Source organism: Kitasatospora sp. NPDC015121 (genome assembly GCF_055562955.1).
Genome location: NZ_JBVHEH010000025.1, coordinates 1 through 21838, shown reverse-complemented (window position 1 = coordinate 21838; position 21838 = coordinate 1). Strand labels below are relative to the sequence as shown.

Annotated in this window: 22 protein-coding genes and 1 pseudogene; 17 read left to right on the top strand and 6 right to left on the bottom strand. The window is 61.6% G+C overall.

The genetic code is table 11. From position 1 onward, the window contains the following. Positions 1 to 165: 165 nt before the first annotated feature. A pseudogene (locus ACZ3J7_RS30655) lies at positions 166 to 1141 on the top strand (alpha/beta hydrolase). A 282-nt stretch (positions 1142 to 1423) separates the two neighbouring features. Here ACZ3J7_RS30655 and ACZ3J7_RS30650 read toward each other — a convergent pair. Both ACZ3J7_RS30650 and ACZ3J7_RS30645 read right to left on the bottom strand, forming a co-directional pair. Then, positions 1424 to 2662 carry a metal-dependent hydrolase family protein gene (locus ACZ3J7_RS30650; protein WP_298772726.1) on the bottom strand — a complete coding sequence of 413 codons (1239 nt, stop codon included), beginning with the start codon at positions 2660 to 2662 and terminating at the stop codon, positions 1424 to 1426. A gap of 35 nt (positions 2663 to 2697) precedes the next feature. Further along, positions 2698 to 4113, bottom strand: a complete 1416-nt coding sequence (locus ACZ3J7_RS30645; RefSeq protein WP_298772724.1) for an MFS transporter — start codon at positions 4111 to 4113, stop codon at positions 2698 to 2700. Between the two features lie 70 nt (positions 4114 to 4183). Here ACZ3J7_RS30645 and ACZ3J7_RS30640 point away from each other — a divergent pair, with 70 nt between their 5' ends. The 8 genes from ACZ3J7_RS30640 to ACZ3J7_RS30605 all read left to right on the top strand — a co-directional run bounded on the left by ACZ3J7_RS30640 (position 4184) and on the right by ACZ3J7_RS30605 (position 11801). Beyond that, the gene (locus ACZ3J7_RS30640) at positions 4184 to 4495 is read left to right on the top strand and encodes an antibiotic biosynthesis monooxygenase (RefSeq protein ID WP_298772722.1); all 312 of its coding nucleotides are present in this window, start codon (positions 4184 to 4186) and stop codon (positions 4493 to 4495) included. Between the two features lie 39 nt (positions 4496 to 4534). Then, entirely contained in the window at positions 4535 to 5353 is an 819-nt protein-coding gene (locus ACZ3J7_RS30635; protein ID WP_298772720.1) for a MurR/RpiR family transcriptional regulator, read from the top strand. Between the two features lie 624 nt (positions 5354 to 5977). Then, a complete protein-coding gene (locus tag ACZ3J7_RS30630; protein ID WP_166810001.1) occupies positions 5978 to 6631 on the top strand; it encodes a TetR/AcrR family transcriptional regulator in 654 nt (217 codons plus the stop codon). An 82-nt stretch (positions 6632 to 6713) separates the two neighbouring features. Further along, complete coding sequence (locus ACZ3J7_RS30625) at positions 6714 to 7619, top strand: metal-dependent hydrolase (protein WP_095971690.1); 906 nt, start codon at positions 6714 to 6716, stop codon at positions 7617 to 7619. Beyond that, complete coding sequence (locus ACZ3J7_RS30620; RefSeq protein WP_298772717.1) at positions 7616 to 8752, top strand: PDR/VanB family oxidoreductase; 1137 nt, start codon at positions 7616 to 7618, stop codon at positions 8750 to 8752. Before ACZ3J7_RS30625 ends, ACZ3J7_RS30620 begins: the two co-directional genes overlap by 4 nt. Continuing rightward, a complete protein-coding gene (locus tag ACZ3J7_RS30615; protein ID WP_095971688.1) occupies positions 8749 to 9183 on the top strand; it encodes a limonene-1,2-epoxide hydrolase family protein in 435 nt (144 codons plus the stop codon). Before ACZ3J7_RS30620 ends, ACZ3J7_RS30615 begins: the two co-directional genes overlap by 4 nt. A 222-nt stretch (positions 9184 to 9405) precedes the next feature. Next, complete coding sequence (locus tag ACZ3J7_RS30610; protein ID WP_235170720.1) at positions 9406 to 10791, top strand: hemolysin family protein; 1386 nt, start codon at positions 9406 to 9408, stop codon at positions 10789 to 10791. Next, the gene (locus tag ACZ3J7_RS30605; RefSeq protein ID WP_298772714.1) at positions 10788 to 11801 is read left to right on the top strand and encodes a hemolysin family protein; all 1014 of its coding nucleotides are present in this window, start codon (positions 10788 to 10790) and stop codon (positions 11799 to 11801) included. The genes ACZ3J7_RS30610 and ACZ3J7_RS30605 overlap by 4 nt, the downstream gene beginning before the upstream one ends. A 76-nt stretch (positions 11802 to 11877) precedes the next feature. Here the strand turns inward: ACZ3J7_RS30605 and ACZ3J7_RS30600 are convergent, their stop codons facing one another. From ACZ3J7_RS30600 to ACZ3J7_RS30585, 4 genes are all read right to left on the bottom strand, one after another. Beyond that, positions 11878 to 12096 (bottom strand): hypothetical protein, encoded by a 219-nt coding sequence (locus ACZ3J7_RS30600; protein ID WP_298772712.1) that lies wholly within the window; start codon positions 12094 to 12096, stop codon positions 11878 to 11880. A 54-nt stretch (positions 12097 to 12150) separates the two neighbouring features. Continuing rightward, complete coding sequence (locus ACZ3J7_RS30595; protein ID WP_298772710.1) at positions 12151 to 12432, bottom strand: WhiB family transcriptional regulator; 282 nt, start codon at positions 12430 to 12432, stop codon at positions 12151 to 12153. A gap of 716 nt (positions 12433 to 13148) precedes the next feature. Beyond that, positions 13149 to 13379 (bottom strand): hypothetical protein, encoded by a 231-nt coding sequence (locus tag ACZ3J7_RS30590; RefSeq protein ID WP_143538672.1) that lies wholly within the window; start codon positions 13377 to 13379, stop codon positions 13149 to 13151. Positions 13380 to 13883: 504 nt separating this feature from the next. Beyond that, complete coding sequence (locus tag ACZ3J7_RS30585; protein ID WP_020971354.1) at positions 13884 to 14180, bottom strand: putative quinol monooxygenase; 297 nt, start codon at positions 14178 to 14180, stop codon at positions 13884 to 13886. A 350-nt stretch (positions 14181 to 14530) separates the two neighbouring features. Between ACZ3J7_RS30585 and ACZ3J7_RS30580 the strand changes: the two genes are divergently transcribed. From ACZ3J7_RS30580 to ACZ3J7_RS30545, 8 genes are all read left to right on the top strand, one after another. Beyond that, positions 14531 to 15670, top strand: coding sequence for a glutathione-independent formaldehyde dehydrogenase (locus ACZ3J7_RS30580; protein ID WP_024487877.1), 1140 nt, complete (start codon positions 14531 to 14533; stop codon positions 15668 to 15670). A gap of 28 nt (positions 15671 to 15698) precedes the next feature. Continuing rightward, positions 15699 to 15887: a DJ-1/PfpI family protein gene (locus ACZ3J7_RS30575; protein ID WP_366054627.1), complete on the top strand. Its 189-nt coding sequence runs from the start codon at positions 15699 to 15701 to the stop codon at positions 15885 to 15887. Then, positions 15884 to 16297, top strand: coding sequence for a GlcG/HbpS family heme-binding protein (locus ACZ3J7_RS30570; RefSeq protein WP_054188355.1), 414 nt, complete (start codon positions 15884 to 15886; stop codon positions 16295 to 16297). Before ACZ3J7_RS30575 ends, ACZ3J7_RS30570 begins: the two co-directional genes overlap by 4 nt. Before the next feature lie 1072 nt (positions 16298 to 17369). Continuing rightward, positions 17370 to 19244, top strand: coding sequence for a molecular chaperone DnaK (gene dnaK, locus ACZ3J7_RS30565; RefSeq protein WP_007735554.1), 1875 nt, complete (start codon positions 17370 to 17372; stop codon positions 19242 to 19244). Positions 19245 to 19252: 8 nt separating this feature from the next. Beyond that, on the top strand, positions 19253 to 19777 hold the full coding sequence (locus tag ACZ3J7_RS30560) for a nucleotide exchange factor GrpE (RefSeq protein WP_050654922.1): 525 nt from the start codon (positions 19253 to 19255) through the stop codon (positions 19775 to 19777). A 6-nt stretch (positions 19778 to 19783) separates the two neighbouring features. After that, positions 19784 to 20689, top strand: coding sequence for a DnaJ C-terminal domain-containing protein (locus tag ACZ3J7_RS30555; protein WP_298772676.1), 906 nt, complete (start codon positions 19784 to 19786; stop codon positions 20687 to 20689). Next, complete coding sequence (locus ACZ3J7_RS30550) at positions 20686 to 21015, top strand: chaperone modulator CbpM (RefSeq protein WP_054781457.1); 330 nt, start codon at positions 20686 to 20688, stop codon at positions 21013 to 21015. The genes ACZ3J7_RS30555 and ACZ3J7_RS30550 overlap by 4 nt, the downstream gene beginning before the upstream one ends. Continuing rightward, the coding region (locus ACZ3J7_RS30545; protein WP_353798998.1) for a Clp protease N-terminal domain-containing protein at positions 20997 to 21838 on the top strand (842 nt) is incomplete at its 3' end. The genes ACZ3J7_RS30550 and ACZ3J7_RS30545, both read left to right, overlap by 19 nt.

The window sequence follows — 21838 nt, the reverse complement described above, 5'->3', positions numbered from 1 at the left end:
CCACCCGATGCAATTGAAGCGCGAAACTTAGTGTTACACAGCAGGTTTACCCCCTTGTGAGTCCACGCACATCGAACGTACCGGCACTTCTGGTCCGAGTTGCGAAAGATCAATCCTGACCGCTCGATCACATCTACCCTTCGAATCCGAAAGGCCACCCCTGACATGCCCGAACTACCATCACCAATTGCCCCGTACCTCGAACCGGCAGCAAAGGAGCTGTGCGAGGCCACCGACCCCCACCCCCGGATCTACGAAGTGCCACCAGAAGAAGGACGAAAGATACTGCGGGACCTACAAAGCGGCGACGGCGTAGCACGACCCGATGTCGACGAAGAGTGGGTAGACGTCGATGCAGGCCAATGGGGAACTGTCCGCACCCGCATCATTCGACCGAAGGGCATCACCGGGCCACTGCCGGTGGTGTTCTACATCCATGGCGCTGGATGGGTTTTCGGAGACGACAAGACGCACGATCGACTGTTTCGCGAACTGGCAGTAGGCGCCGGCGCAGCTGGAGTATTTCCCCGTCTACGACCGGGCACCCGAAGCACAATATCCGACGCAAGTCGAACAGAACTATGCGGTGGGCCAGTGGGTACTCGAACATGGTGCCGAGCACGGCCTGGATACTTCCCGCATCGCGGTGACCGGAGAGTCGGTCGGTGGATGCATGTCCGCGGTCTTCGCCCTCATGAACAAAGAACGTGGAGGTATCGACCTCAAAGCACAGGTGTTGCTCTACCCAGTCACCAACGCGGACTTCGATACTCCGTCCTACCTGCAATTCGCCGAGGGCTACTACCTCACTCGTGACGGAATGAAGTGGTTCTGGGACGCATACACGTCAAACCCCGCGCAGCGTGCAGAAGTGCACGCATCACCCCTACAGGCTTCCCTCGACGAACTAGCTGGACTTCCGACCACGCTGGTCATCACCGACGAAGCCGACGTCCTGCGAGACGAAGGCGAACAGTACGCGAACAGGCTCCGCGAAGCCGGCGTCGATGTCACATCGGTACGCGTAGCGGGAATGGTTCACGATTTCCTTCTGCTCGACAGCCTCCGCGACACCCGAGCAGCCAACGTCGCACGAACTCTCGCGGTCGACGCGCTCCGCACGGCATTGCAGGGTAGCTGAACGCACCGCCCGGCCGAGTTCAAGTACCGATCTCAGCAGCGGCATCGGACACCTACTGGGCCGCGAACATAGTCGACCAGTACGGCTCCGAACACAGCCTTCTCAGAGAATATTTCCAGAGCAGCGCTTTCCGCCCATACACAGGATCGAGTGCTCAGCCGGCAAGGTTGCTTGCTTCGGTCTCCGACTTCGCGGCGAACATTGATTCTCTACCCATGAGATGTGTTCTGGAGGTTCGAGTTGCCGGGCATTGCCGCGAGAAGTGCCCGGCAAGTTCGACTGCTAGCGTGCGGCGGCGATATCCGTGACGACGCCGCCATGAAGTACGTGACGCAGATACTTCTCGGGCGCCGTGAGGACCGCGAGATCTTGTTCCGGATCTCCTTCCAGCACAAGCAAATCCGCGTGTGACCCGGGGACGAGCGTACCGATCTCTCCTTCCATACCGAGCAGGCGCGCAGCAGTACTGGTGGCACTGCGGATCACGTCGATGTTCGGCTGGACGCGCCCACGGATGGTGAACTCGTCGAGCTGCCGCGCCTGCAGGTCCCCGAGAAGGTCACTACCGTAAACCAGATTCACTCCCGCCCGGTGGGCCTGTTCGAGAGCATCGACGGCGGCGATGCGGACCTCGTCGAGCTTCTTCAGTGATCCTGCCGAAAGACCCGAGGCTGTACCGGCCTCGTACATCGCCTCATATGTGATGATCGTCGGCACCAGGAATGCATCATTCTCGACAAGCAGACGAATCGACTCTTCGTCGATGAGGTTCCCGTGCTCGACGCATCGAACACCGGCCTTCAAGGCTTGATTCACCGCGCGAGGATGGTAGGCATGCACCGTGACGTACCGGTTGTGGTTCTCGGCTTCGACCACCGCCGCACGAATTTCGTCCGATGTGTACTGCACCGCCGAGATTTCATCGGTCGGGGACGCAACTCCTCCGGAAACAACGAGTTTGAGATGGTGCGCACCTTTTCGAAACTCGTCGCGGGCGGCGTGGCGGACGGCGTCGACGCCGTCCGCGATGCGCCCGAAGTCGGGTTTGAGCTGACAACAGGGCTGAGAATCGTCGTTGAGAGAGCGGAAGTCGCCGTGACCGCCCGTCTGGGACAGCGCTTTACCGCCGAAGATCAAACGTGGGCCAGGGGCCAAGCCCTCTCTCAAGGCACGGGCCATCCCGTGATCGGCGCCACCGACATCGCGCACCGTGGTGAAACCTCGGCGAAGCATGTCACCGGCGGAGCGCAGAGCCCTGACCGTCGCGTAACCCGGCGTCCACTGAGCACGCTCCGCAGCGTTCGTCGAGGTCACGAGAATGTGCACATGGGCATCGACCAGGCCGGGCATGACCGTGCCCCCACCGGCGTCGATAATTCGGAAGTCACCACCGTGCGGCGTCGGGGGCTCTCCGATCCCGCTGTCGACGATCATTCGGTCGACGATGTCGATCCAGGCATTCTGCTGCCGCACCCCTGACGAGGGTTCGAGGGTGTGGGCGTTTACTACACGAACGTGCATGATCTGTCTCCTTTGAAGAAACTCGCAATGGTGGGTCAGTGACCGGCGGGAACGCTCTCGTTGAGGCTGCGGCCCGAGGTACGTGCACCGAAGAGCACCACCACGGCCACCGCCAGCACCAGAGCCCCTACCAGGACCAAGAACACGTTCACCCAACCGATGCGCGCGAAGAGGTAGCCGATGGCGATCGGTGCGGAGATCGCGCCCAGACGACCTACCGCAGAGGCAGCGCCCATCGCCGTTGCGCGAACCTCGGTCGGATAGAGCTCTGCGGTGTATGTGTAGTACACGCCGGCCGCTCCGTTTGTGAACGCTGCCAACAGAGCAGACCCGAGCACGAGAACCGGGGTGTTGTCGGCGAACGCCACAACCACCGCACCACCCGTCGCTCCGAGCGCATAGATCGCGAGGAGCCACTTTCGCTCCATCTTGTCGATCAACAAGCTCGCAACGTAATAACCGGGGATCTGCGCAAGAGAGGTGATGAGTGCGATCAGGAAGGAGTTAGTCAGAGTGATCCCCTTCTCCAACACCAAAAGCGTTGGCAGCCAGGAGGAGAATCCGTAGTTCACTCCGATCAAAATGAACCACAACAGCCAGATCACGATCGTCGTGCGGGCAAGACCACCTCGCCACAATCCGGCAAGCGGAGCGAGCACGCCCCGTCGAGAGGTGACTGAGGGCGACGACTGTGGGGGATCCGTCACGGTGTCGACAGCATCAGGTGAATCTACTGCCGGATTAACTCCGGATTCGCGTTCCATGTTTTCGACAACTGCAGCCGCCTCTGCATTGCGGCCCTTGGACAGCAGATACCGGGGAGACTCGGGCAGCTTACGTCGCCACCACAGCAACAAGACCACCGGAAGCGCACACAGAACCGCCGCGATTCGCCAACCCACAGCCGGATTGGGCGAGATGACCAGCGGGGCAACCACTCCGGCAAGGATATAGCCGAACGCGAGGAACCCGACCGTCCTTGTGACGAACTTGCCTCGCACCCGGGCAGGGAGAAACTCGGAGATGTAGGGCGCAATCAGTGCGGTCTCCGCACCGATTCCGACACCTGCGAGCGCACGCCAAACGAATAGTTCCGGCAGGGAATTCGCGGTGCCCATCAGCAGACTGCATACGCAGAAAATGAGCAACGAACTCATCATGAGCTTGCGCCGACCGAAACGGTCGGCGAGCACTCCCGCAACCAACGCTCCGACCAGATACCCGAAGAAGATCGACGACAACAACCATCCGCCGGTCTCAGAAGGGATGTGCCAGATGATGATCAGCGCTGAGAGCGCGTAACCCATGAGGGCACCGTCGAACGAGTCGAAGGTGTAACCCAGGCCGCCCATGAGCATCAGACGTCGATGTGGTTTTCCCGGTTCCAGATTGTCCAGCCTCGACAGAAGCGCAGCGTTTTGCGCCTCTGTCGGATGCGCAGATGTAGTCATGCGAGCTCCCTTTGACAGTTGGTGCGTGCAACATTAAGCGCATTTAAGTGACTTGTGCAACACTTTGATCATGACTGTTTTCACGATCCTCACACTCCACGTCTCGCCTGACCGCAGAGATGACCTCTGTCGCTACTACGAGAGCGCACGAGTCCTCGAATTGTCCGGCGCGGAGTCTTCACAGCTCTGCCTCAAGTCGAACGACGCCGGTACTGTAATCGCCGTCGCGACATGGCCAGACGCTTCCGCCTATGAGGCCTGGCAGAATGCGCCCCTTCGCGTTGAGTTCGCGCAGGGAATCCTGGAAGCAGCGGGTGGTAGCGTGACGGCGACCAGTGAGGTGTTTCAGGTCGCCATCGACACTCGAGGCCCTTGTAGTTGATCCGGTGAAACGAGGCGCTTCGAAGTGACAGTGGGGACGATGCTTGCACAACGAGCAGAGCACGCGAATCTCGGAGCGCAGGCCGATCGAGTCATGCAGGTTCTTGCACAGATGCCGCAGTTCGCCTCTTATGCTTCGGGCCGGGAAGTCGCCGAGCGTGCAGGCGTGAATGTCTCCACGGTGGTGCGAACCGCACAGCAACTCGACTTCGACGGATGGAGCGACCTACGTCAGGCACTCCGCACTGAATACCTCAATTCGCTCGTCACAACGAGCCCCGACCATCCCGGTTCAAAGGATGCAGCAACGCAAATGCTGAGGCAGGATGCAGCAAACCTCGCCAGCGTTTCAACCGACGCCAACATCACCGCCATCAAAAACATCGCCGACGCGATGATCGAAGCCCGCCGAATCGTGGTCATCACAAGCGGATCCGGCACAGGACCTGCTCATATCCTCAGTTACCTGGCATCCATCTACGGCTTCGACATTCACGTCGCGGCCGGCCCCGCGACGTCGCAGGCAATACCCGTGTCGCACCTGGACGAACGCGACTGCCTGATCGTTGTCAACGTCTGGCGGCTCACCCGCGCGCTGCGGGGACTGACACGCCAGGCGCGCAAGAGAGGCGCGACCATCGCCGTGCTGACCGACCTGCATTCATCGCCCCTCAACACGTACGCCGACCATGTCGTGATCACTCCGATCGAAGGCATCAACCCCACGCCGTCCCTGACTGCCATGGTCGCCGTCGTGCAGTCCATCCTCGCGCAACTCGAAAGCTCTGATGCACGCTCCTCAGCCAAAGACATCGAAAAGGCTTGGGAACAACTTGATCTCATGGACGATCAGCCCTGACGCCAGAGCCACCACCGCAACGGCAACAACCTCACCTCCTCGCCCTGATGACCGCGGTATCACTGACTGCTGTGGCGTGGATCCAAAGGAACGCCGCAGCCGGCAACTCGCGGTCCGCGCGCACTGCTTCCCCGCAAGAAGGCCGCGCCCTTTTCAATCAGATGGTCAACCGGAAGTTGAGACAAAAATCGCGGAAACAGACCCGATGAGACTAGCTCCGATACTGAAGTTGGAACCCCCTTAGCTAGGACTTTCTGCAGATGTAATGCATCTGATTGTCGACATCAGCGAACATGATGTCCGTCGCAACACGCTCCACCAGGCTTGTCGACCGCGTCAGCAAGCACCTCACCGAGCTCCTCGATGCGCATCTCAGCGAAAACCACCGGAGAGAAACTGTTCTCCGACAACGAAACTGACGGCCTAGCCGACCACTGATCAGCAGCCGGGAACCTCCCGAACCATGCAGTTCATACTAAAATCGAATGGCTGCTGACAATGGTGAGTGCCGCTACGAGAATGATCACCCCCGGCGGCGTCGACGTTGCCTGAACTGGTTCTCCGTCAGGCCACGTCGACGGTCCAAGGAGCGAACCGATGGCACCAGGCAGGATACGATGCGGTATGCGCAGGCTGGCTGGATCGTTCGATCGTGACCTCCCCGGGTTGCCGCGTGGCCGTGGCCGCCTCGCGGCGGACGAGGTCCAAGACGCACAACGCAATCGCATTCTGCGCGCCGTGATCTCGTCGACTGCGGAGAAGGGGATCGCCTCGACCACGATCGCCGATGTCGTCGGCCGCGCCAGGGTATCTCGCCAAGCTTTCTACAAGCAGTTCGAGAGCAAAGAAGCCTGCTTGATCGCAGCGATCGACGCCGGCATCGAGACGATCGTCTCCAACATCACCTCCACACAAAGCTCGACCACCAATTTATCTCCACACGAACAGCTTTCGGCTGTCATCGAGAAGTACCTCGAGACGTGTTCGTCCGAACCCGAGTTCGTCCGCGCTTGGGTGGTGGACCTACCTGTGGCCGGTCCGGCAGGGGTTGCGAAGCGCAACGAGTACCTGGAACTGCTCGCCGACGAATTGCTCGTCGGCTACGCGTCCAGATCTTCAGAAGCCCCGGGGCGTGAAGTGTTTCTCGCGGCGATCGGCGGATGCAACGAGTTGTTCTACCGCCAGGTGGTCGACGGGTCCAATTCGTACATGAATCTTCATGCGCCGATCATGTCCTTCCTCGAACGGGTACTGGATCTCTCGTCCGACGGTTCGTAGTCCGGTGTTGACAAGCCTCGGGTAGATCGCCATGCTCATTTATAAGTACTGTCGCGTACTTATAAATGAGCGAGGAGTGGCCATGGGGATTTTGAGGGGACTGACACAGCGTCCGATCGCGCCGCCCGGCCGGGTTGCGATCCGTCCACGGCGAGTCGACTTCGACTGGGAGAAAGCGCCTTTGGTGTGGTTGCCGAATGAGCCGATCGCCTCATACCTCCTCGGTTCGATGAACCTCGTCATCCCCGAGGGCGAGCGGATGATGATCCAGGCCTTCGAGCAGGCTCTCCCGGACGTGCACGACGAGAAGCTCCGCGAGGACATGCTCGGTTTCATGGGTCAAGAATTGCTGCACGCAGAGGCGCATGACGAGGTCATGAATCAGGTGTTCACACGGCACGGAATCGACCCGGCCCCGTTCAACCGCCAGATGCAGTACTTCTTCCGTAAGACTTTGGGCGTCGGCGACGACACCGATCCGCGGTCCACCCGGCAGCGTCTGATCGAGCGTCTCGGGATTTGCGCGTCCTCGGAGCATATGTTCGCGTTCGTAGGCGACTGGGCACTGAACGCGGACTTGGAGAAATTCGGCGCAGATCCGCAGATGCTTGACCTCTACCGGTGGCATGGGGCCGAAGAGGTCGAGCATCGTGCCGTGGCGCACGAGGTCGCCACGTACTTCGGAGTCGGCTACTTTCGCCGCTGTATCTCCATGCTCATCACGTGGCCGATCTTTTTAGGGTGGTTGCTCCGTGCCGCGATGTATCTGAGCCGCAACGACCCCAACACGCCGAACATCGGTTATCCGCGATTGCTCCTGGAATTCGTCCGCGCCGGACGCCGCGGACTGGTGCCTGGTGTATCGAAATGGTTCTGGAGCGGTGCGTCGACGTTCGTGCCCGGATTTCACCCCGACAGTGTGGGGTCCACAGCCCAGGCCCTCGCCTACGTCGCGCAATCGCCAGCGGCCAAGCGGGTCAACACATGACACCCAACGCGCCCGAACTCACACAGCGGTGGCCGGCCCCCCGCGAGATCCCGGTCGACCTACGACGCGGCACGCACCGCGACTCGATTCTGCGCATTCTGGATGTCCTGGTCTCCACGCAGGTGAAGTGGGCGGTCTTGATTCATCGCGATAAGCCACCGAAAAACCGGACCGACGAGTACAAGACAACGCTCACGGTGTCGGAACGCACGACGGTGGCCAGCGACAACGACGTGGTCAGCATCGAACTGCGGGCACCTGACGGCAGCGACCTCGAACGGTGGCACCCCGGGGCTCACCTCGACCTGTACCTGCCCTCAGGACGCATACGTCAGTACTCACTGTGCGGCGATCCTGCCGATCGCCGCTGTTACCGGATTGCGGTACGCCGCATCCCTGATGGTGGCGGCGGATCGAACGAGGTGCACGACGAGTTGCCAGTCGGTGCCGCCGTCGGCGTTCGTGGCCCACGCAACGCGTTCGGGTTCGTCGAACCCGGGCGAACCAAGCGCGCGAAGCGCGTTCACTTCGTGGCGGGCGGTATCGGCATCACCCCGATACTCCCGATGATCCGCGAGGCAGAGCGCATGGGCCTGGATTGGTCGCTGGTGTACGTCGGTCGCGAGCGACGCACGCTACCGTTCCTCGCGGAATTGTCACCGTTCGGTGATCGGGTCACCATCCGCACCGACGACGAATACGGCCTACCCACCGCGACCGATCTTCTCCCGCCGAACGTCCGCAGCGGTGATGCAATCTACTGTTGCGGTCCGGTCCCGATGATGGACCTGATCACCGCAGGTGCACGCAACCAACCCGGTGTGGAAGTGCACGCCGAACGCTTCTCCGCCACACCGGTCGTCGATGGACGTCCCTTCCGGATCCAACTGGCTCGCACCGGTCAGGTCATCGATGTCGCCGCCGATCAGACCGCACTGGACGCAGTGCTGCGTGTGAACCCGAAAGCGCCCTATTCATGCCGTCAGGGCTTCTGCGGCACCTGCATGGTCCACGTCATCGACGGCGATGTAGATCACCATGACAACTCGTTGAGCCCAGCCGAGCGCGCCGAGGGCAAGATGCTGCTGTGTGTTTCACGGAGCAACAGTCCCTGCCTGACGGTCACCACATGAATCCACCGATTCCCCAACGACCGGAGTACCTGTTGAACGACGATCAACTGACATCGCGGGTGGTGGACCTCCTGATCGCACTGGAGGAAATGGACGCCGATGCCGTGCGTGCACTCGTCGATCCCGACATCGAATGGCGCAACACCGGCCTGCCCAGCGTGAAGGGAAGGAAGAGCGTCGAACGAGCTCTCACGATCGTCTCTCACCTGATCACCAGGTACGAGGTCGTGGAAGTGCTCACGATGAGCACCGACCACGACACGGTGTCCTCCCGGCGAAGAGAGATCATCCGCATCGGATGGTTTGCCCTGCACCTCGACGTAGACGGCCACTACACATTCGCAAACGGCCGGCTGCGCGTTTGGGACGACCGCTTCTCCTACCGCCGACTGCTCCGCGGATTGCGATTCGGCCCACCCACCCGCACCTGAGGATCGCGAGGGTCGCTATCCGCCTGCCTGGGTCAGGTACTTCATTCGTTCGCCGCGACTTTTCGGGGAAACCGCATGGCGATGGGAACTTTTCCGGCAAGGTAAACGTAGATTAAAGAACAAGGCTTCTTCCGCATCGACAGAGAGACCAATGGACAGTCACAGACCCAGGCCGGACACACCCCACTACGTCACCGCATGTGATGGCGAGGTGTCCGGCTCATGATGATCGCCCTGACACTCCTGCTGGGCGTCCTGGTCGTTCTGTTGATCACCGCAGTCACCGGCTACTTCGTTGCCCAGGAGTTCGCCTACATGGCCGTGGACCGATCCCGGCTCAATTCTCTCGCCCAGACGGGCGATTCGGGTGCAACGCGGGCTCTTGCGGTGACCCGCCGCACCTCGTTCATGCTCTCCGGAGCTCAACTGGGCATCACCGTCACCGGTCTGCTGGTCGGTTACGTTGCCGAACCTCTCATCGGTCAGTCGCTGGGAACGATCTTCGGCGGCATCGGCATCCCCACCGCCGTGGGGATGGCCATCGGTGCCGTGCTGGCGCTGCTGTTCTCGACCCTGGTCCAGATGCTCTTCGGTGAGCTGTTCCCGAAGAACCTCGCCATCGCACGTCCCGAACCTGTGGCCCGGTGGCTGGCCCGCTCGACCACCCTCTACCTGAAACTCTTCGGCTGGCTGATCTGGATCTTCGACCAAGCATCGAACCTGCTGCTCCGCGCACTCAAGATCGAGCCGGTGCACGATGTCGAGCACTCCGCCTCTGCCCGCGACCTCGAGCACATCGTCGCCGAGTCCCGCGAAACCGGGACTCTTCCGCCCGAATTGTCGACGATGCTCGATCGCATTCTCGATTTCCCCACGCGCCCAGTGGAGCATGCGATGATCCCTCGCACCCATGTCGACACCGTCCACGCCGACGACTCCCTCGACCACATCCTCACCCTCATGGGGCGAGGGCACTCCAGATATCCCGTCGTGGGGGAAGATTCCGAGGACATAGTCGGTGTCATCCACCTCCAAGATGTTCTCGACCTGACGCCGACCACTGATCTGACCGCGCGCACACTCACCCGCCCCGCCCTGATCCTCCCGACCACACTTCCCTTGCCGAAGGCCCTGGCCGAACTCACCGACAGCAGAAACCAACTTGCCTGCGTCATAGACGAATACGGCGGCTTCGCCGGTGTCATCACCCTCGAAGACATCGCCGAAGAACTCGTCGGCGAAATCACCGACGAACACGACCCTGACCTCCCACTCGAACTCCCCGGCGAAGACGGATCCTGGACCGTCAACGGTGGCGTGCACCTCGACGAGGTCGAACGCACCATCGGACACGACCTCCCGGGTGGTGACTACGAGACGATCGCCGGCTTCACCATCGCCCATCACGGCGAGCTCCCACCCGAGGGAGCCCGGATCCGCGTCGAACTGCCACCTGATCCTGCCGACCTGATTTCCGACGACGAACAACCTCGATATTCACTGGTCATCGATGTCCTGTCCGTCGAGCGGCACGTCCCCGCCTCACTACGACTACGCCTCGACCCAACCGCAGTGGCCGGGACTGAAACCGCGGAGGAGAACCGATGAGCAACCCCTGGATCGTCATCGCCGTCACCGTCGCTCTCATAGCCCTGAGTGCCTTCTTCGTCGCCGTCGAATTCGCCCTCATCTCCGCCAAACGGCACCGCCTCGAAGATGCCGCCCCCAACAGCCGCTCCGCCCGAGCCGCTCTACGCAGCGCCTCCGAACTGACCGTGCTCCTCGCCGGCTCCCAACTCGGCATCACCGTATGTACCCTCGCGCTCGGTGCAATCACCAAACCCGCTGTCCATCACTGGCTTACCCCTGCCTTCTCGAGTTGGGGCATGCCGCTCTGGATCGCGGACGTCGCCGGTTTCGTTCTCGCATTGATCATCGTGACTTTCCTGCATCTGGTCGTCGGCGAAATGGCACCGAAATCCTGGGCGATCGCCCACCCCGAGAAATCAGCCACACTGCTCGCCATCCCGATGCGCGGATTCATGTGGCTCACCCGACCTCTACTGCAATCGCTGAACTCGATGGCCAACTGGTTCCTCGTCAAAGTCGGTGTGCAACCGGTCGATCACGTCGGCAGCGGCCAGGACCCCGACGCCTTGCGGCACCTGGTCGAACACTCCACCAACGTCGGAGCCCTCGACGCCGGATACTCCGCGCAACTTTCCGGCGCCCTCGACATGCAGACCTTGACCGTCCGCGATCTGCTTCGGAGCAGCAAAGCTCCGACCTCCGTAACCAGCTCCGCGACCATGGACCAGGTGCGGGCGATCTCGAAACAATCGGGACACCTACGAATCCTCGTTCGCGACAACGGTGTTCCCCTTGGGATCGTGCACGTCCGCGACACCCTGCTCCAACCCGACCACACCCACGCCGAATCCATCATGCGACCGGAATTCACCCTTGCGTCCGACACCCCCGTCCACCTCGCACTCGCGGCGATGCGGGAAAGTCGCAATCACCTGGCCGTGGTCACCGACGAACGAACGACGGTCGGCATCATCACCCTCTCCGATGTTCTCTCACGACTGTTCCCCCGCCCTGAACCGGCGATCTGACACCGCATAAGGACAGCCTTTCGCACGGATAGCGCTATCCGTACAGCAATTGTTCGGGAAAGCTCGCGATCAGATCTCAGATCTCCCCGTCCCAGGCATCGATACCCTCGTGCGTATCCGGAGTTGGAATGCCATGCCCGAGCCCCCGTGCCCTCATTTCCTCGTTCACGAAATAGAACCGTGCTTTCTCACGCGGAGTCAGGCGATCACACCGGCGATACAACGAGCGGTACTCCTTGACGAGCTCGCCGCTCGCCATACGGTAAACCGACAGCGGCACCGGCTCACCCGACATCTGATCGCATCCTCGGACTGCATGATCTGCCGCCCCGCGCTCGTCGCGACTTCGTCACTGGGCGTGCCGCCTTCGGTCAGCTTCGCTCATGCCACCCCACGTTCCATACAGCTCACCCGCACCGAGGGCGTACTCGCGGCACTGACCGAGCACAGGACAGGTCTGACATATCCGCCGCGCCTGCAGTTCCCGGCGGAATCGGGCATTGCCACGCTCGCCTTCCGGCGAAAAGAACACCGCCGCTTCGACCCCACCGCACGCGGCGTACTTCTGCCAACAACTCGGTTCGGCGGCAACCTCTTTCCCGGACTGCGCCGAGCGCACTGCGGATATCATCGGGAACTCCTCTCTCACTCGAGAACCTCGGATCACTGAAACCAGATCCGAAGCCAGGAGACGTATCTCAAAGCTTCGCTCTTGCAATGCCACTGACGGTTAATAAGGCGACTTCCTACGGGTTCATGCCAGTATTAGAATCTGGCGTGTCCGCCAAGTGCGGCCGTGAAGGCCGCTGGCTGCGGCAACGGTTGGCATCACCATTTGATCGCCCTGCCGAAGGTGCGCTCGAACCCACACGCCTGGTAGCCAATCGGGCGCTGAATGCGCGACAGATCGCCATCACATGCCATGCCGTCACCGCAGCACCCGCGGTCGAGCACCCAACCGGCCGCTTCCCGGGACCGGACGGACGTTCGGAGCGCCGGGGCGGGCAGACTGTCCGGCATTGGCGTACCGCAGAAGCAAAGCGAGCACGAGGAAGGAGAGGACGAGGACAAGGGTGAGAACAATCGAACCCACGGCGGAGCTTCCTTTCCGAGACCACGAAAGAATCAGGTTCACTCAGAATCGATCACCGAACCGGCCGAGGGAAGAATCCGACCCAGATCTTCGCGATTTCCATACAGCCGAGGTGCCGATCGCGGCTCGGTAACCCTCGCCCGTCACATCATCCGCGTGTGTAGGTCGCCTCTGCTGCACGACGGAGTTACTGCCCCGAGTGGTCAGTCACCTCGGTACAGCGTCCGTAAGAACAGCAAGATCCGTCATCAGAGTCACCGCCGGTCGAGGGAACGATTGGCAGCGCGCACATCATCGAGCGCATCGTCGAACCCCCTCGACAACTCCTCCTCCCGATCAACTGCCGACTCCAGATCGGGAAGTGACATTGCTCCGACTTCGAGCACCAACTCCGTCAAGATCACGCCGGGCTCACAACGCACGCGTTTCACCAATAAGGCGATCGTGTCGGCCGCGCCGCGAAGCGTGGACGAGGGCAGTGGCACGCAAGCCCAAGCGACTATAAAATGCAAAGGCGCACGGCGGGGCACCAACTGAGCATTTCTGATCCAGCGGGCGTGATCACCGAACTTGTGGAGACACTCTCGGACCGCGCATGTAGATTCCGAGTCTATTTGTATTATCGGACTGCGACTTTCGAGCCTTCCCGCCACAATTGTCGCTGAAATTCCGCGGAAAGATGACCTTTTCCATGGCCCAGAACTGTCCCAGCAGCAACGAGAAGTCCTACTTCACTTCCAGTCAAGTCAGTTCAAACTCGAAACACACTGTAATAAAACGAGTTTGAAGTGCTTTCTTACGCACGTACCGAGTTGACTCGACTGAGTACACTTCTCGTGTTCTACCGATACCTGGGTCGAATGAGCGACGGACCGTACGCCACAGCCGCGCACACCGGCAAGGCTCTCGCGAATCGGGTGTGGCTGTGACACAACTATATTCGAAGCAGAAGTGTGACGGCCGCCGACTGGGCTTTTTCAGTCGGTTGTTCAGACTTTTTCAGCGAGAACGTCGAGGTAGCTGATTTCGGGCGGCGCAGCGAAGAGTTCGTCGGCTCGTTCGCCGAGGGCCTTGCCGACCGGACCATTGAGATGTGTCTCGCGGGCAGCTTGGTCCGGGAATGCGTCGATGATGCCGAACGACGAGGGCCCGAACCGCACCGCGAACCAGGGTTTCGTGCCGGGCTCCTGCTCGACGAGCGGCAGTGCCGATCGGAGGAATTCCTCGACCGCTTCTTCCTTGCCGGGCTTCGCTTCAAGTCGGACCAGCAGCGCCTTGGTGGCCATATCGGATCTCCTCTTCGAGGTGGTGAACACTGTCAAGCATCACACCATCCATCGGTTAATGGAAGGTACCCAAACCCACCGTTCGAGGAAACCGATCCCAACCCCCTAGCGATCGTGGAGCCGAAGGAGGAGACTCCATAGTGAGGGAATGCGATGCCTGGATGCAGCCGCAGTTGCGTCGATGGCAGGAAAAATGTTGGTGCGCCGACATTTTGGTGCGATCTTCACTTCTGCGCGCCGTGGACCTTCCCCGAACAGCACGATTCATTCGGTCGGTCGCTCACGCGTGGACGCCTGCGGCCGACGAGATCAACCGGAAAGCCGCAGCTACAAGACAAGGGAGTGCCGCGATGAAAGCGCTTGTATACGACGGGCCTCGAGAGGTCCACGTCAAGGACGTGCCCGATGCGCGGATCGAGAATCCGACAGATGTGCTGGTGAAGATCACGAGCACCAACATCTGCGGGTCGGATCTACACATGTACGAAGGCCGCACCGATCTGGAGCCCGGAATGGTCCTCGGTCACGAAAACTTGGGCATCGTCGCCGAAGTCGGCAATGCAGTGGTCAAAGTATCGCCAGGGGATCGAGTGTGCTTGCCGTTCAACATCGGCTGCGGCTTCTGCCGAAACTGCGAGGAAGGGTTGACCGCATTCTGCCTGACGGTGCACCCCGATCCGAAGATGGCCGGCGCTGCATTCGGTTTCGCGGGGATGGGCCCGTTCTGGGGCGGACAGGCGGAATATCTGCGAGTGCCGTTCGGCGACTTCAACTGTCTGCGACTGCCCGAGGATGCCCAGGACAAGGAAACCGACTACGTGATGCTGTCGGACATCTTTCCCACCGGATGGCATTGCACCCGCCTGGCCGACATGCAACCCGGCGATTCGATGGTGGTCTACGGCGCTGGCCCAGTCGGTTTGATGGCCGCGTATTCGGCGATGATCCAGGGAGCGAGCAAGGTGATGATCGTCGACCGCCACCCCGACCGGCTACGCCTGGCCGAAGAGATCGGCGTCGTCCCCATCGACGACTCGAAGGGCGACCCCGTCGAGCAGGTCCTCGAGCAAACCAACGGGAAAGGCGCAGACAAGGGGTGCGAGTGCGTCGGCTATCAGGCACACGACCCGCAAGGCCACGAGGACGCCGCCATGACGATGAACCGGCTCGTGGATTCGGTGCGCTTCACCGGCCACATCGGGGTGGTCGGCATCTTCCTTCCCCAGGACCAGAACGGCCCCGACGAACTCGAGCGCAACGGCAAGATCGCCTTCGACATGGGCAAATTCTGGTTCAAGGGCCAGAAGATCGGCACCGGACAAGCGAACGTCAAACACTACAACCGGCAACTGCGCGACCTCATCCACGAAGACCGGGCAAAGCCCTCCTGGATCATCTCCCACGAACTCCCGCTCGCCGAAGCCGAATCCGGCTACCAGCACTTCGACGCTCGCGACGACGGCTGGACCAAAGTCGTCCTGCATCCCTGACACGGCCAGAACCGAGAGGAGCACAACGATGCCAATGCCACTGCAGGGCAAGCAGATAGCGATATCGGCTGCCGACGGGGCCGGAGGAGTAGAAGTCGTAGACGAACAGGTCGCGATCGACGGGAACCTGATCTCGAGCCGCTCGCCCGACGACCTTCCTGCGTTCCGTCAGGCCATCGTCGAGCAGTTCGCGAAGCTCGGGGCAGGTGCGTCATGACCGTGAACCAGACCTCGGTGTCCCTCGACGATGCGCAGCGGATCATCGCCGCAGGACAGGCCAAAGCCACCGAGATCGAGTCGCCGTCGAACATTGCGGTGGTCGATGCCGGCGGCAACCTCGTGGCTCACGTGCGAATGGACGGTGCCTGGATCGCCAGCATCGACATCTCGATCAACAAGGCGTTCACCGCGCGGGCATTGGACGTCTCGACCGAGGACCTCGCGGCCAACGCGGGCCCGGGCGAGCAGTTCTACGGGATACACGCCTCCAACGGCGGACACATCATGATCTTCACAGGCGGTGTGCCTCTGCGGCACAACGGCCAGGTCGTGGGCGCTGTCGGCGTCAGCGGCGGCACCGGGGAGCAGGACAAGACCGTCGCCGAGGCGGCCGTGGCGGCGCTGTGAGCTCTGCTTCATCCGCGCGTCAGGTGAATTGACGCCGGCCAAGCCCGCTCGGCGCAACCGAATCCGGCGACCAGCATTTCGACGCTCACGACGACGGTTGGACCAAAGTCGTACTGCATCCCTGAGGCGGCTCCGAGCCGAGACGAACACAACCACGGCCAGACCTGGCACACCTGCGCCACCACGGGGGCGAGAGCAAACCGACCCCTCGATAGAAATCCTGCCAAAGGATGCAGCACAGGAATAGACGAGAACCACGTAAGTCCCGTAGTGACGGTGGCCGAAACATGTTGAATTGCAATAGCTCCCACCTGAGCGGTCTGTTGACCAGCCACAGAACGGGACGTTGAACCGTGCAGCACGCGGGTGTGCGCCACCTACTCGCAACCAATTGGAACCGGCCAGTAGTGGCTCATTACCTTTCTGTCACAAGGAGATTCGATAGAACTACAATGAATCTCGTCCGGGTTCAACGGAGCTGCTGTTCACTGACTGTGACGATCTTTCGCAAAGGGAGTTCTCCTTTTGCATGCGCCGCGGTAGTGTGGACGTACCGCAGTAGCGGCCGACACTCGAGTTTTCGTGTCGAAGCCGATACTCGGAGTTTCATGCGATGGCCGCTTCGATCGGGTTCCGGCGGGCATCTTCGATCAAGGGCAGGTGTGGTCGCCACTGCCCCGTTGCGCCCCGCCCATCAGGCGAATGTTGTTGACGCCCTTTAGGCGGACGAAAAGACTCATCATGGCTGGGTGGTTCGTGAGCTCAACCGGTTGACCGGCGGTCGGGCCCTGTCAGTACACACAGGCCCGGCGAACCCCACAACATCAACGCTGAGGGGCGTGATGTCAAAGCACAGTGGCGGAAACCCTTACCCTCGGCCGCTCTCGAGCCTCACGCCCGCCATCCACGGATTGGTGTCGGGCGCCGTTATCGGCGCCCTGCTCGGTCTCCGTGACTTCACCCAATCCACTCGCCAAAACCAGGGAACTACGAAGTCCTTGCCGACATCGAGCGAAGTTGCGGGCGGAATCGCACTTGCTCAACGGCCGGGCCGATCGAAAGGAATTGAGTCATGACAACTGCTGTAGGCATCGACTTGGGCACAACCAACTCGGTCATCGCAAGCTGGCAAGGCGGCGAGCCGGTGGTCATCTCCAATGTGGAGGGAGCACGGACGACGCCTTCGGTGGTGGCGTTCACCGAGAACGGTGAGCGTCTGGTGGGCCAGCTTGCCCGACGGCAGGCGATCTTGAATCCGAAGGGCACGATCTACTCGGCGAAACGCTTCATCGGACGTCACTACGACGAGATCTCCGAGGAAGCCAAAGCGGTCAGCTTCGACGTCGTAGCGGGTGACAACGGTGAGGCCCGCTTCGACGTGCGCGGCAAGAAATACGCACCAGAGGAGATCAGCGCTCTCGTGCTGCGCAAGCTCGTCGACGACGCGAGCAAGTTCCTCGGTGAGAAGGTGAAGGAAGCGGTCATCACTGTTCCTGCCTACTTCAACGACGCGCAACGAAACGCCACCAAGGACGCCGGCCGTATCGCAGGCCTCGAGGTTTTGCGGATTATCAACGAACCGACCGCTGCGGCACTCGCGTACGGCATGGACAAACAGACCCACGAAACCGTACTGGTCTTCGACCTCGGCGGCGGAACCTTCGATGTGAGCCTGCTGGACGTCGGAGAGGGGGTAGTCGAGGTTCGTTCCACGGCCGGCGACTCCCACTTGGGCGGCGACGACTTCGATCGACGCGTGGTGGACTACCTCGCCGACGAATTCCAGCGCGCGGAGAACATCGATCTGCGTAAGGATGCGCAGGCGTTGCAACGACTGTTCGAAGCCGCGGAGAAGGCAAAGGTTGAGCTGTCCTCGGTGACCCAGGCCCAGGTAAACCTGCCTTTCGTTACCGCTGACGCGAATGGTCCCAAACATCTCACCACTACGATCATGCGATCGAAGTTCGATGATTTGACTGCCGATCTGGTGGAACGGTGCCTCGGCCCGGTGAAGCAGGCCATGAGTGACGCCAAGGTCGCCGCCAACGACATCGACGAAGTGATACTGGTCGGCGGTTCGACACGTATCCCGGCTGTACAGGCGCTGGTTCGCCGGCTGACCGGCGGCAAGGACCCCCACATGGGCGTCAACCCGGACGAGGTCGTTGCCCTCGGAGCCGCAGTCCAGGCAGGCGTGCTCAAAGGCGAGGTTTCCGATGTGTTGTTACTCGATGTCACCCCACTGTCCCTCGGCGTCGAGACGCAGGGCGGGGTGATGACGAAGATCATCGAGCGGAACACGACGATCCCGGCACGGCGCAGCGAAGTGTTCTCCACGGCGGAAGACAATCAGTCCGCCGTAGACGTCGTGGTGTTGCAGGGCGAACGCGAACGTGCGGCCGACAACCGGGTGCTGGGCCGGTTCCGGCTGGAAGACATCCGCCCCGCGCCACGTGGCGAGGCCCAGGTGGAAGTCATTTTCGACATCGACGCCAACGGCATCCTGAACGTCACCGCTCGCGACAAGGATACCGGCAAGGAACAGAGCATCACGATCAGTGAACAGGGCAACCTTGATCAGGGTGAGGTCGAGCGCATGTTGGCGGAGGCCGAACGGAACCGGGGTGAGGACGAGGCGCTGCGCAAGGCGGTCGACGCGCGCAACGGGCTCGATTCGGTTGCGTATCAAGTGGAGCGGCGACTCGCCGAACTCGGTGACAGTGCCCCGCCGCATGAGAAGGCGCGGGCCGAGATGCTGGTTGCCGACGCCCGAAAGGCCGTGCAGGACGGCGCTTCACCCGCGGAGGTTCAGCCACTCACCTCGGAGCTGCAACAGCTGCTCTACGGACTTGTGCCGGACCAGTCGGACGACGGGCAAGCAGGCGGCGCTGATGCTGCGTCGTCGGATGACGGCGACGTGATCGACGCCGAATTCGATCGAAGCTGAGGCGCACGATGGAAATGTCTGCAGATCATTCGACGACTGAGCCGACTACCAACAGCGCCGACACGGATCAAAGCAAGACCGAGTCCGATCGCGCCGAGACGGCAGACGAGCTGTCTCAACTCGAGGACCGTTGGCGCAGGGCCGTCGCAGATCTGGACAACCTGCGCAAGCGATACGCCAAAGATCTGGACCGTGAACGCGCCGCGGAAGTAGCGAAGGTTTCGGCGGCGTGGCTGCCGGTACTGGACAACTTGGAGCTTGCGCTTGCACACGCAGGCAGCGATCCGCAGGCCGTCGTCGAAGGTGTGAAGGCGATCCGGGACCAGGCGGTACAGGTGCTCTCACGACTCGGCTTCGAGCGCCACGACGAGGTCGGTGTGCCGTTCTCCCCGGAACTCCACGAAGTGGTCAGTGTGGTAACCCGACCCGACCTTCCGTCCGGGACCGTGGTCGAGGTCTTGCGCCCGGGTTATGGAGAGGACGGGCGACAGTTGCGGCCCGCCGCGGTGGTCGTCAGCCGCCCAGAGGGGTGAGCACCGATGGCCCGTGACTACTACGAAGTACTCGGCGTACCGAAGGGCGCCGGCACCGACGAAATTCAGCAGGCGTACCGCAAGCTGGCCCGCAAGTACCACCCCGATGTGAACAAGGATCCCACTGCGGAGGACAGGTTCAAGGAGGTCAATGAGGCCTATCAGGTGTTGTCCGACACGGACACCCGGAAACGCTATGACCGATTCGGTGACGACTTCCGGCATGTACCCGAGGATTACGACGAACGGGTGCGGGCAAACGCCGCCGGGTACGGCGGTGGCGGGAGAAGGGTGCACTTCGGCCACGGTGTCGGCGGTGAGGGTGCCGTCGACTTCGAAGACCTCTTCGGGCAGATGTTCGGCGGAGGCGGTGGGTTCGGACCGATTCCCGGCGCCGATCAGGAGGCCGAACTGGAACTGGCGCTGGAAGAGGCCTATCAGGGCGGAAAACGCACTCTCAGACTGGACGGACGGCAGTATGACGTCGACATTCCAGCCGGCGTCCTGGACGGCCAGCGAATCCGGTTGGCCGGGCAAGGAGGCCGAGGCAACGGTGACGCGCCGCCTGGGGATCTGTACCTCGTGGTGCGGATCAAACCGCATTCACGGTTCCGCGTGCAGGGTCGGGACATCTACGTCGATCTGCCCGTATCGCCATGGGAGGCGGTTCTCGGGTCGACAGTCGTCGTTCCCACACCGGGCGGAGAGGCGAAAGTCAAAGTGGTGCCTGGCTCTTCGACTGGTAGGAAGCTGCGCCTGCGCGGAGAGGGAATGCCGAATCCGCGCGGTGCCAACGGCAACCTCTACGCCGAAATCAAGGTGATGGTTCCGTCGAAACCGACAGCACGTGAACGCGAACTGTTCGAGCAGTTGGGCGCCGAATCGAACTTCAATCCGAGGAAAGAGACATGAGCACCTCAACGCCGATCACTCAGTACGTATTGGTTCGCCGTACCGGATTGTCGCCGGACGCCTTCGCCGAACGTACTGGCCTGCACCCGGATCTGGCACGAAAACTCGTGACTCTCGGACTGCTCGACGCCCACCGCTACGCCGGCGGAGAGATGTCGTTCGACCCATCCGAAGTGACCCACGCCGCACGCATTCAACGACTGCGGACGGGTCTGGGTCTCAACTACTCGGCAATCGGGCTCGTGCTCGATCTGCTGGATCGAATCGAAAGACTCGAAACAGCGGCCCGCAGAAGGAGGACATCCTCATGGACACCGGCAGCTTGACCGAAAAGTCACGAGAAGCCTTGCAGGAAGCCCAGAATGTTGCGACCAGAATGGGCCACACCGAAGTCGACGGAGAGCACCTGCTGCTCGCATTGGTCGATCAGCAGGATGGGTTGGTGCCCCGACTGCTCGAACAGGCCGGCGCGAATGTCGAAGCACTTCGATCCGATCTGGATCGTGAACTGTCGCGTAGGCCGAAGGTCAGCGGCCCCGGCGCGACCCCCGGTCAGGTGATGATCACCCAGCGTCTGGCCAAGCTGCTCGATGCCGCAGAGCGGGAGGCGAAGAGACTCAAGGATTCCTACGTGTCGGTGGAGCATCTTGTGATGGCCCTCTCCGAGGAAGGATCGGCCAGCGCGGCCGGGCGGGTCCTCGCCAGTCACGGGGTCACACGGGACGCCTTCCTCACAGCGCTGACGAAGGTGCGCGGCAATCAGCGTGTCACGTCGGCGACCCCGGAGGGGGCGTACGAGGCATTGGAGAAGTACGGGCGCGACCTCGTCTCCGAGGGACAGGCAGGCAAACTCGATCCGGTCATCGGCCGGGATGCCGAGATACGCAGGGTAACTCAGATCTTGAGCCGGAAAACGAAGAACAACCCGGTGCTGATCGGCGACCCCGGTGTAGGTAAGACTGCGATTGTCGAGGGTCTCGCCCAGCGGATCGTCCGCGGCGACGTGCCCGAGGGCCTACGCGACAAAACGATCTTCTCGCTCGACATGGGTTCACTGGTGGCCGGTGCGAAGTACCGCGGCGAGTTCGAGGAGCGACTGCAGGCCGTGCTGTCCGAGGTGAAGGCTGCCGAGGGGCGCATCCTGTTGTT

Excerpts from the sequence above, each read along its gene's own strand:
- ACZ3J7_RS30650 (WP_298772726.1), bottom strand. The coding sequence starts at position 2,662 with ATGCACGTTCGTGTAGTAAACGCCCACACCCTCGAACCCTCGTCAGGG.
- ACZ3J7_RS30645 (WP_298772724.1), bottom strand. The coding sequence starts at position 4,113 with ATGACTACATCTGCGCATCCGACAGAGGCGCAAAACGCTGCGCTTCTG.
- ACZ3J7_RS30640 (WP_298772722.1), top strand. The coding sequence starts at position 4,184 with ATGACTGTTTTCACGATCCTCACACTCCACGTCTCGCCTGACCGCAGA.
- ACZ3J7_RS30635 (WP_298772720.1), top strand. The coding sequence starts at position 4,535 with ATGCTTGCACAACGAGCAGAGCACGCGAATCTCGGAGCGCAGGCCGAT.
- ACZ3J7_RS30630 (WP_166810001.1), top strand. The coding sequence starts at position 5,978 with ATGCGCAGGCTGGCTGGATCGTTCGATCGTGACCTCCCCGGGTTGCCG.
- ACZ3J7_RS30625 (WP_095971690.1), top strand. The coding sequence starts at position 6,714 with ATGGGGATTTTGAGGGGACTGACACAGCGTCCGATCGCGCCGCCCGGC.
- ACZ3J7_RS30620 (WP_298772717.1), top strand. The coding sequence starts at position 7,616 with ATGACACCCAACGCGCCCGAACTCACACAGCGGTGGCCGGCCCCCCGC.
- ACZ3J7_RS30615 (WP_095971688.1), top strand. The coding sequence starts at position 8,749 with ATGAATCCACCGATTCCCCAACGACCGGAGTACCTGTTGAACGACGAT.
- ACZ3J7_RS30610 (WP_235170720.1), top strand. The coding sequence starts at position 9,406 with ATGATGATCGCCCTGACACTCCTGCTGGGCGTCCTGGTCGTTCTGTTG.
- ACZ3J7_RS30605 (WP_298772714.1), top strand. The coding sequence starts at position 10,788 with ATGAGCAACCCCTGGATCGTCATCGCCGTCACCGTCGCTCTCATAGCC.
- ACZ3J7_RS30600 (WP_298772712.1), bottom strand. The coding sequence starts at position 12,096 with ATGTCGGGTGAGCCGGTGCCGCTGTCGGTTTACCGTATGGCGAGCGGC.
- ACZ3J7_RS30595 (WP_298772710.1), bottom strand. The coding sequence starts at position 12,432 with ATGATATCCGCAGTGCGCTCGGCGCAGTCCGGGAAAGAGGTTGCCGCC.
- ACZ3J7_RS30585 (WP_020971354.1), bottom strand. The coding sequence starts at position 14,180 with ATGGCCACCAAGGCGCTGCTGGTCCGACTTGAAGCGAAGCCCGGCAAG.
- ACZ3J7_RS30580 (WP_024487877.1), top strand. The coding sequence starts at position 14,531 with ATGAAAGCGCTTGTATACGACGGGCCTCGAGAGGTCCACGTCAAGGAC.
- ACZ3J7_RS30575 (WP_366054627.1), top strand. The coding sequence starts at position 15,699 with ATGCCAATGCCACTGCAGGGCAAGCAGATAGCGATATCGGCTGCCGAC.
- ACZ3J7_RS30570 (WP_054188355.1), top strand. The coding sequence starts at position 15,884 with ATGACCGTGAACCAGACCTCGGTGTCCCTCGACGATGCGCAGCGGATC.
- dnaK (WP_007735554.1), top strand. The coding sequence starts at position 17,370 with ATGACAACTGCTGTAGGCATCGACTTGGGCACAACCAACTCGGTCATC.
- ACZ3J7_RS30560 (WP_050654922.1), top strand. The coding sequence starts at position 19,253 with ATGGAAATGTCTGCAGATCATTCGACGACTGAGCCGACTACCAACAGC.
- ACZ3J7_RS30555 (WP_298772676.1), top strand. The coding sequence starts at position 19,784 with ATGGCCCGTGACTACTACGAAGTACTCGGCGTACCGAAGGGCGCCGGC.
- ACZ3J7_RS30550 (WP_054781457.1), top strand. The coding sequence starts at position 20,686 with ATGAGCACCTCAACGCCGATCACTCAGTACGTATTGGTTCGCCGTACC.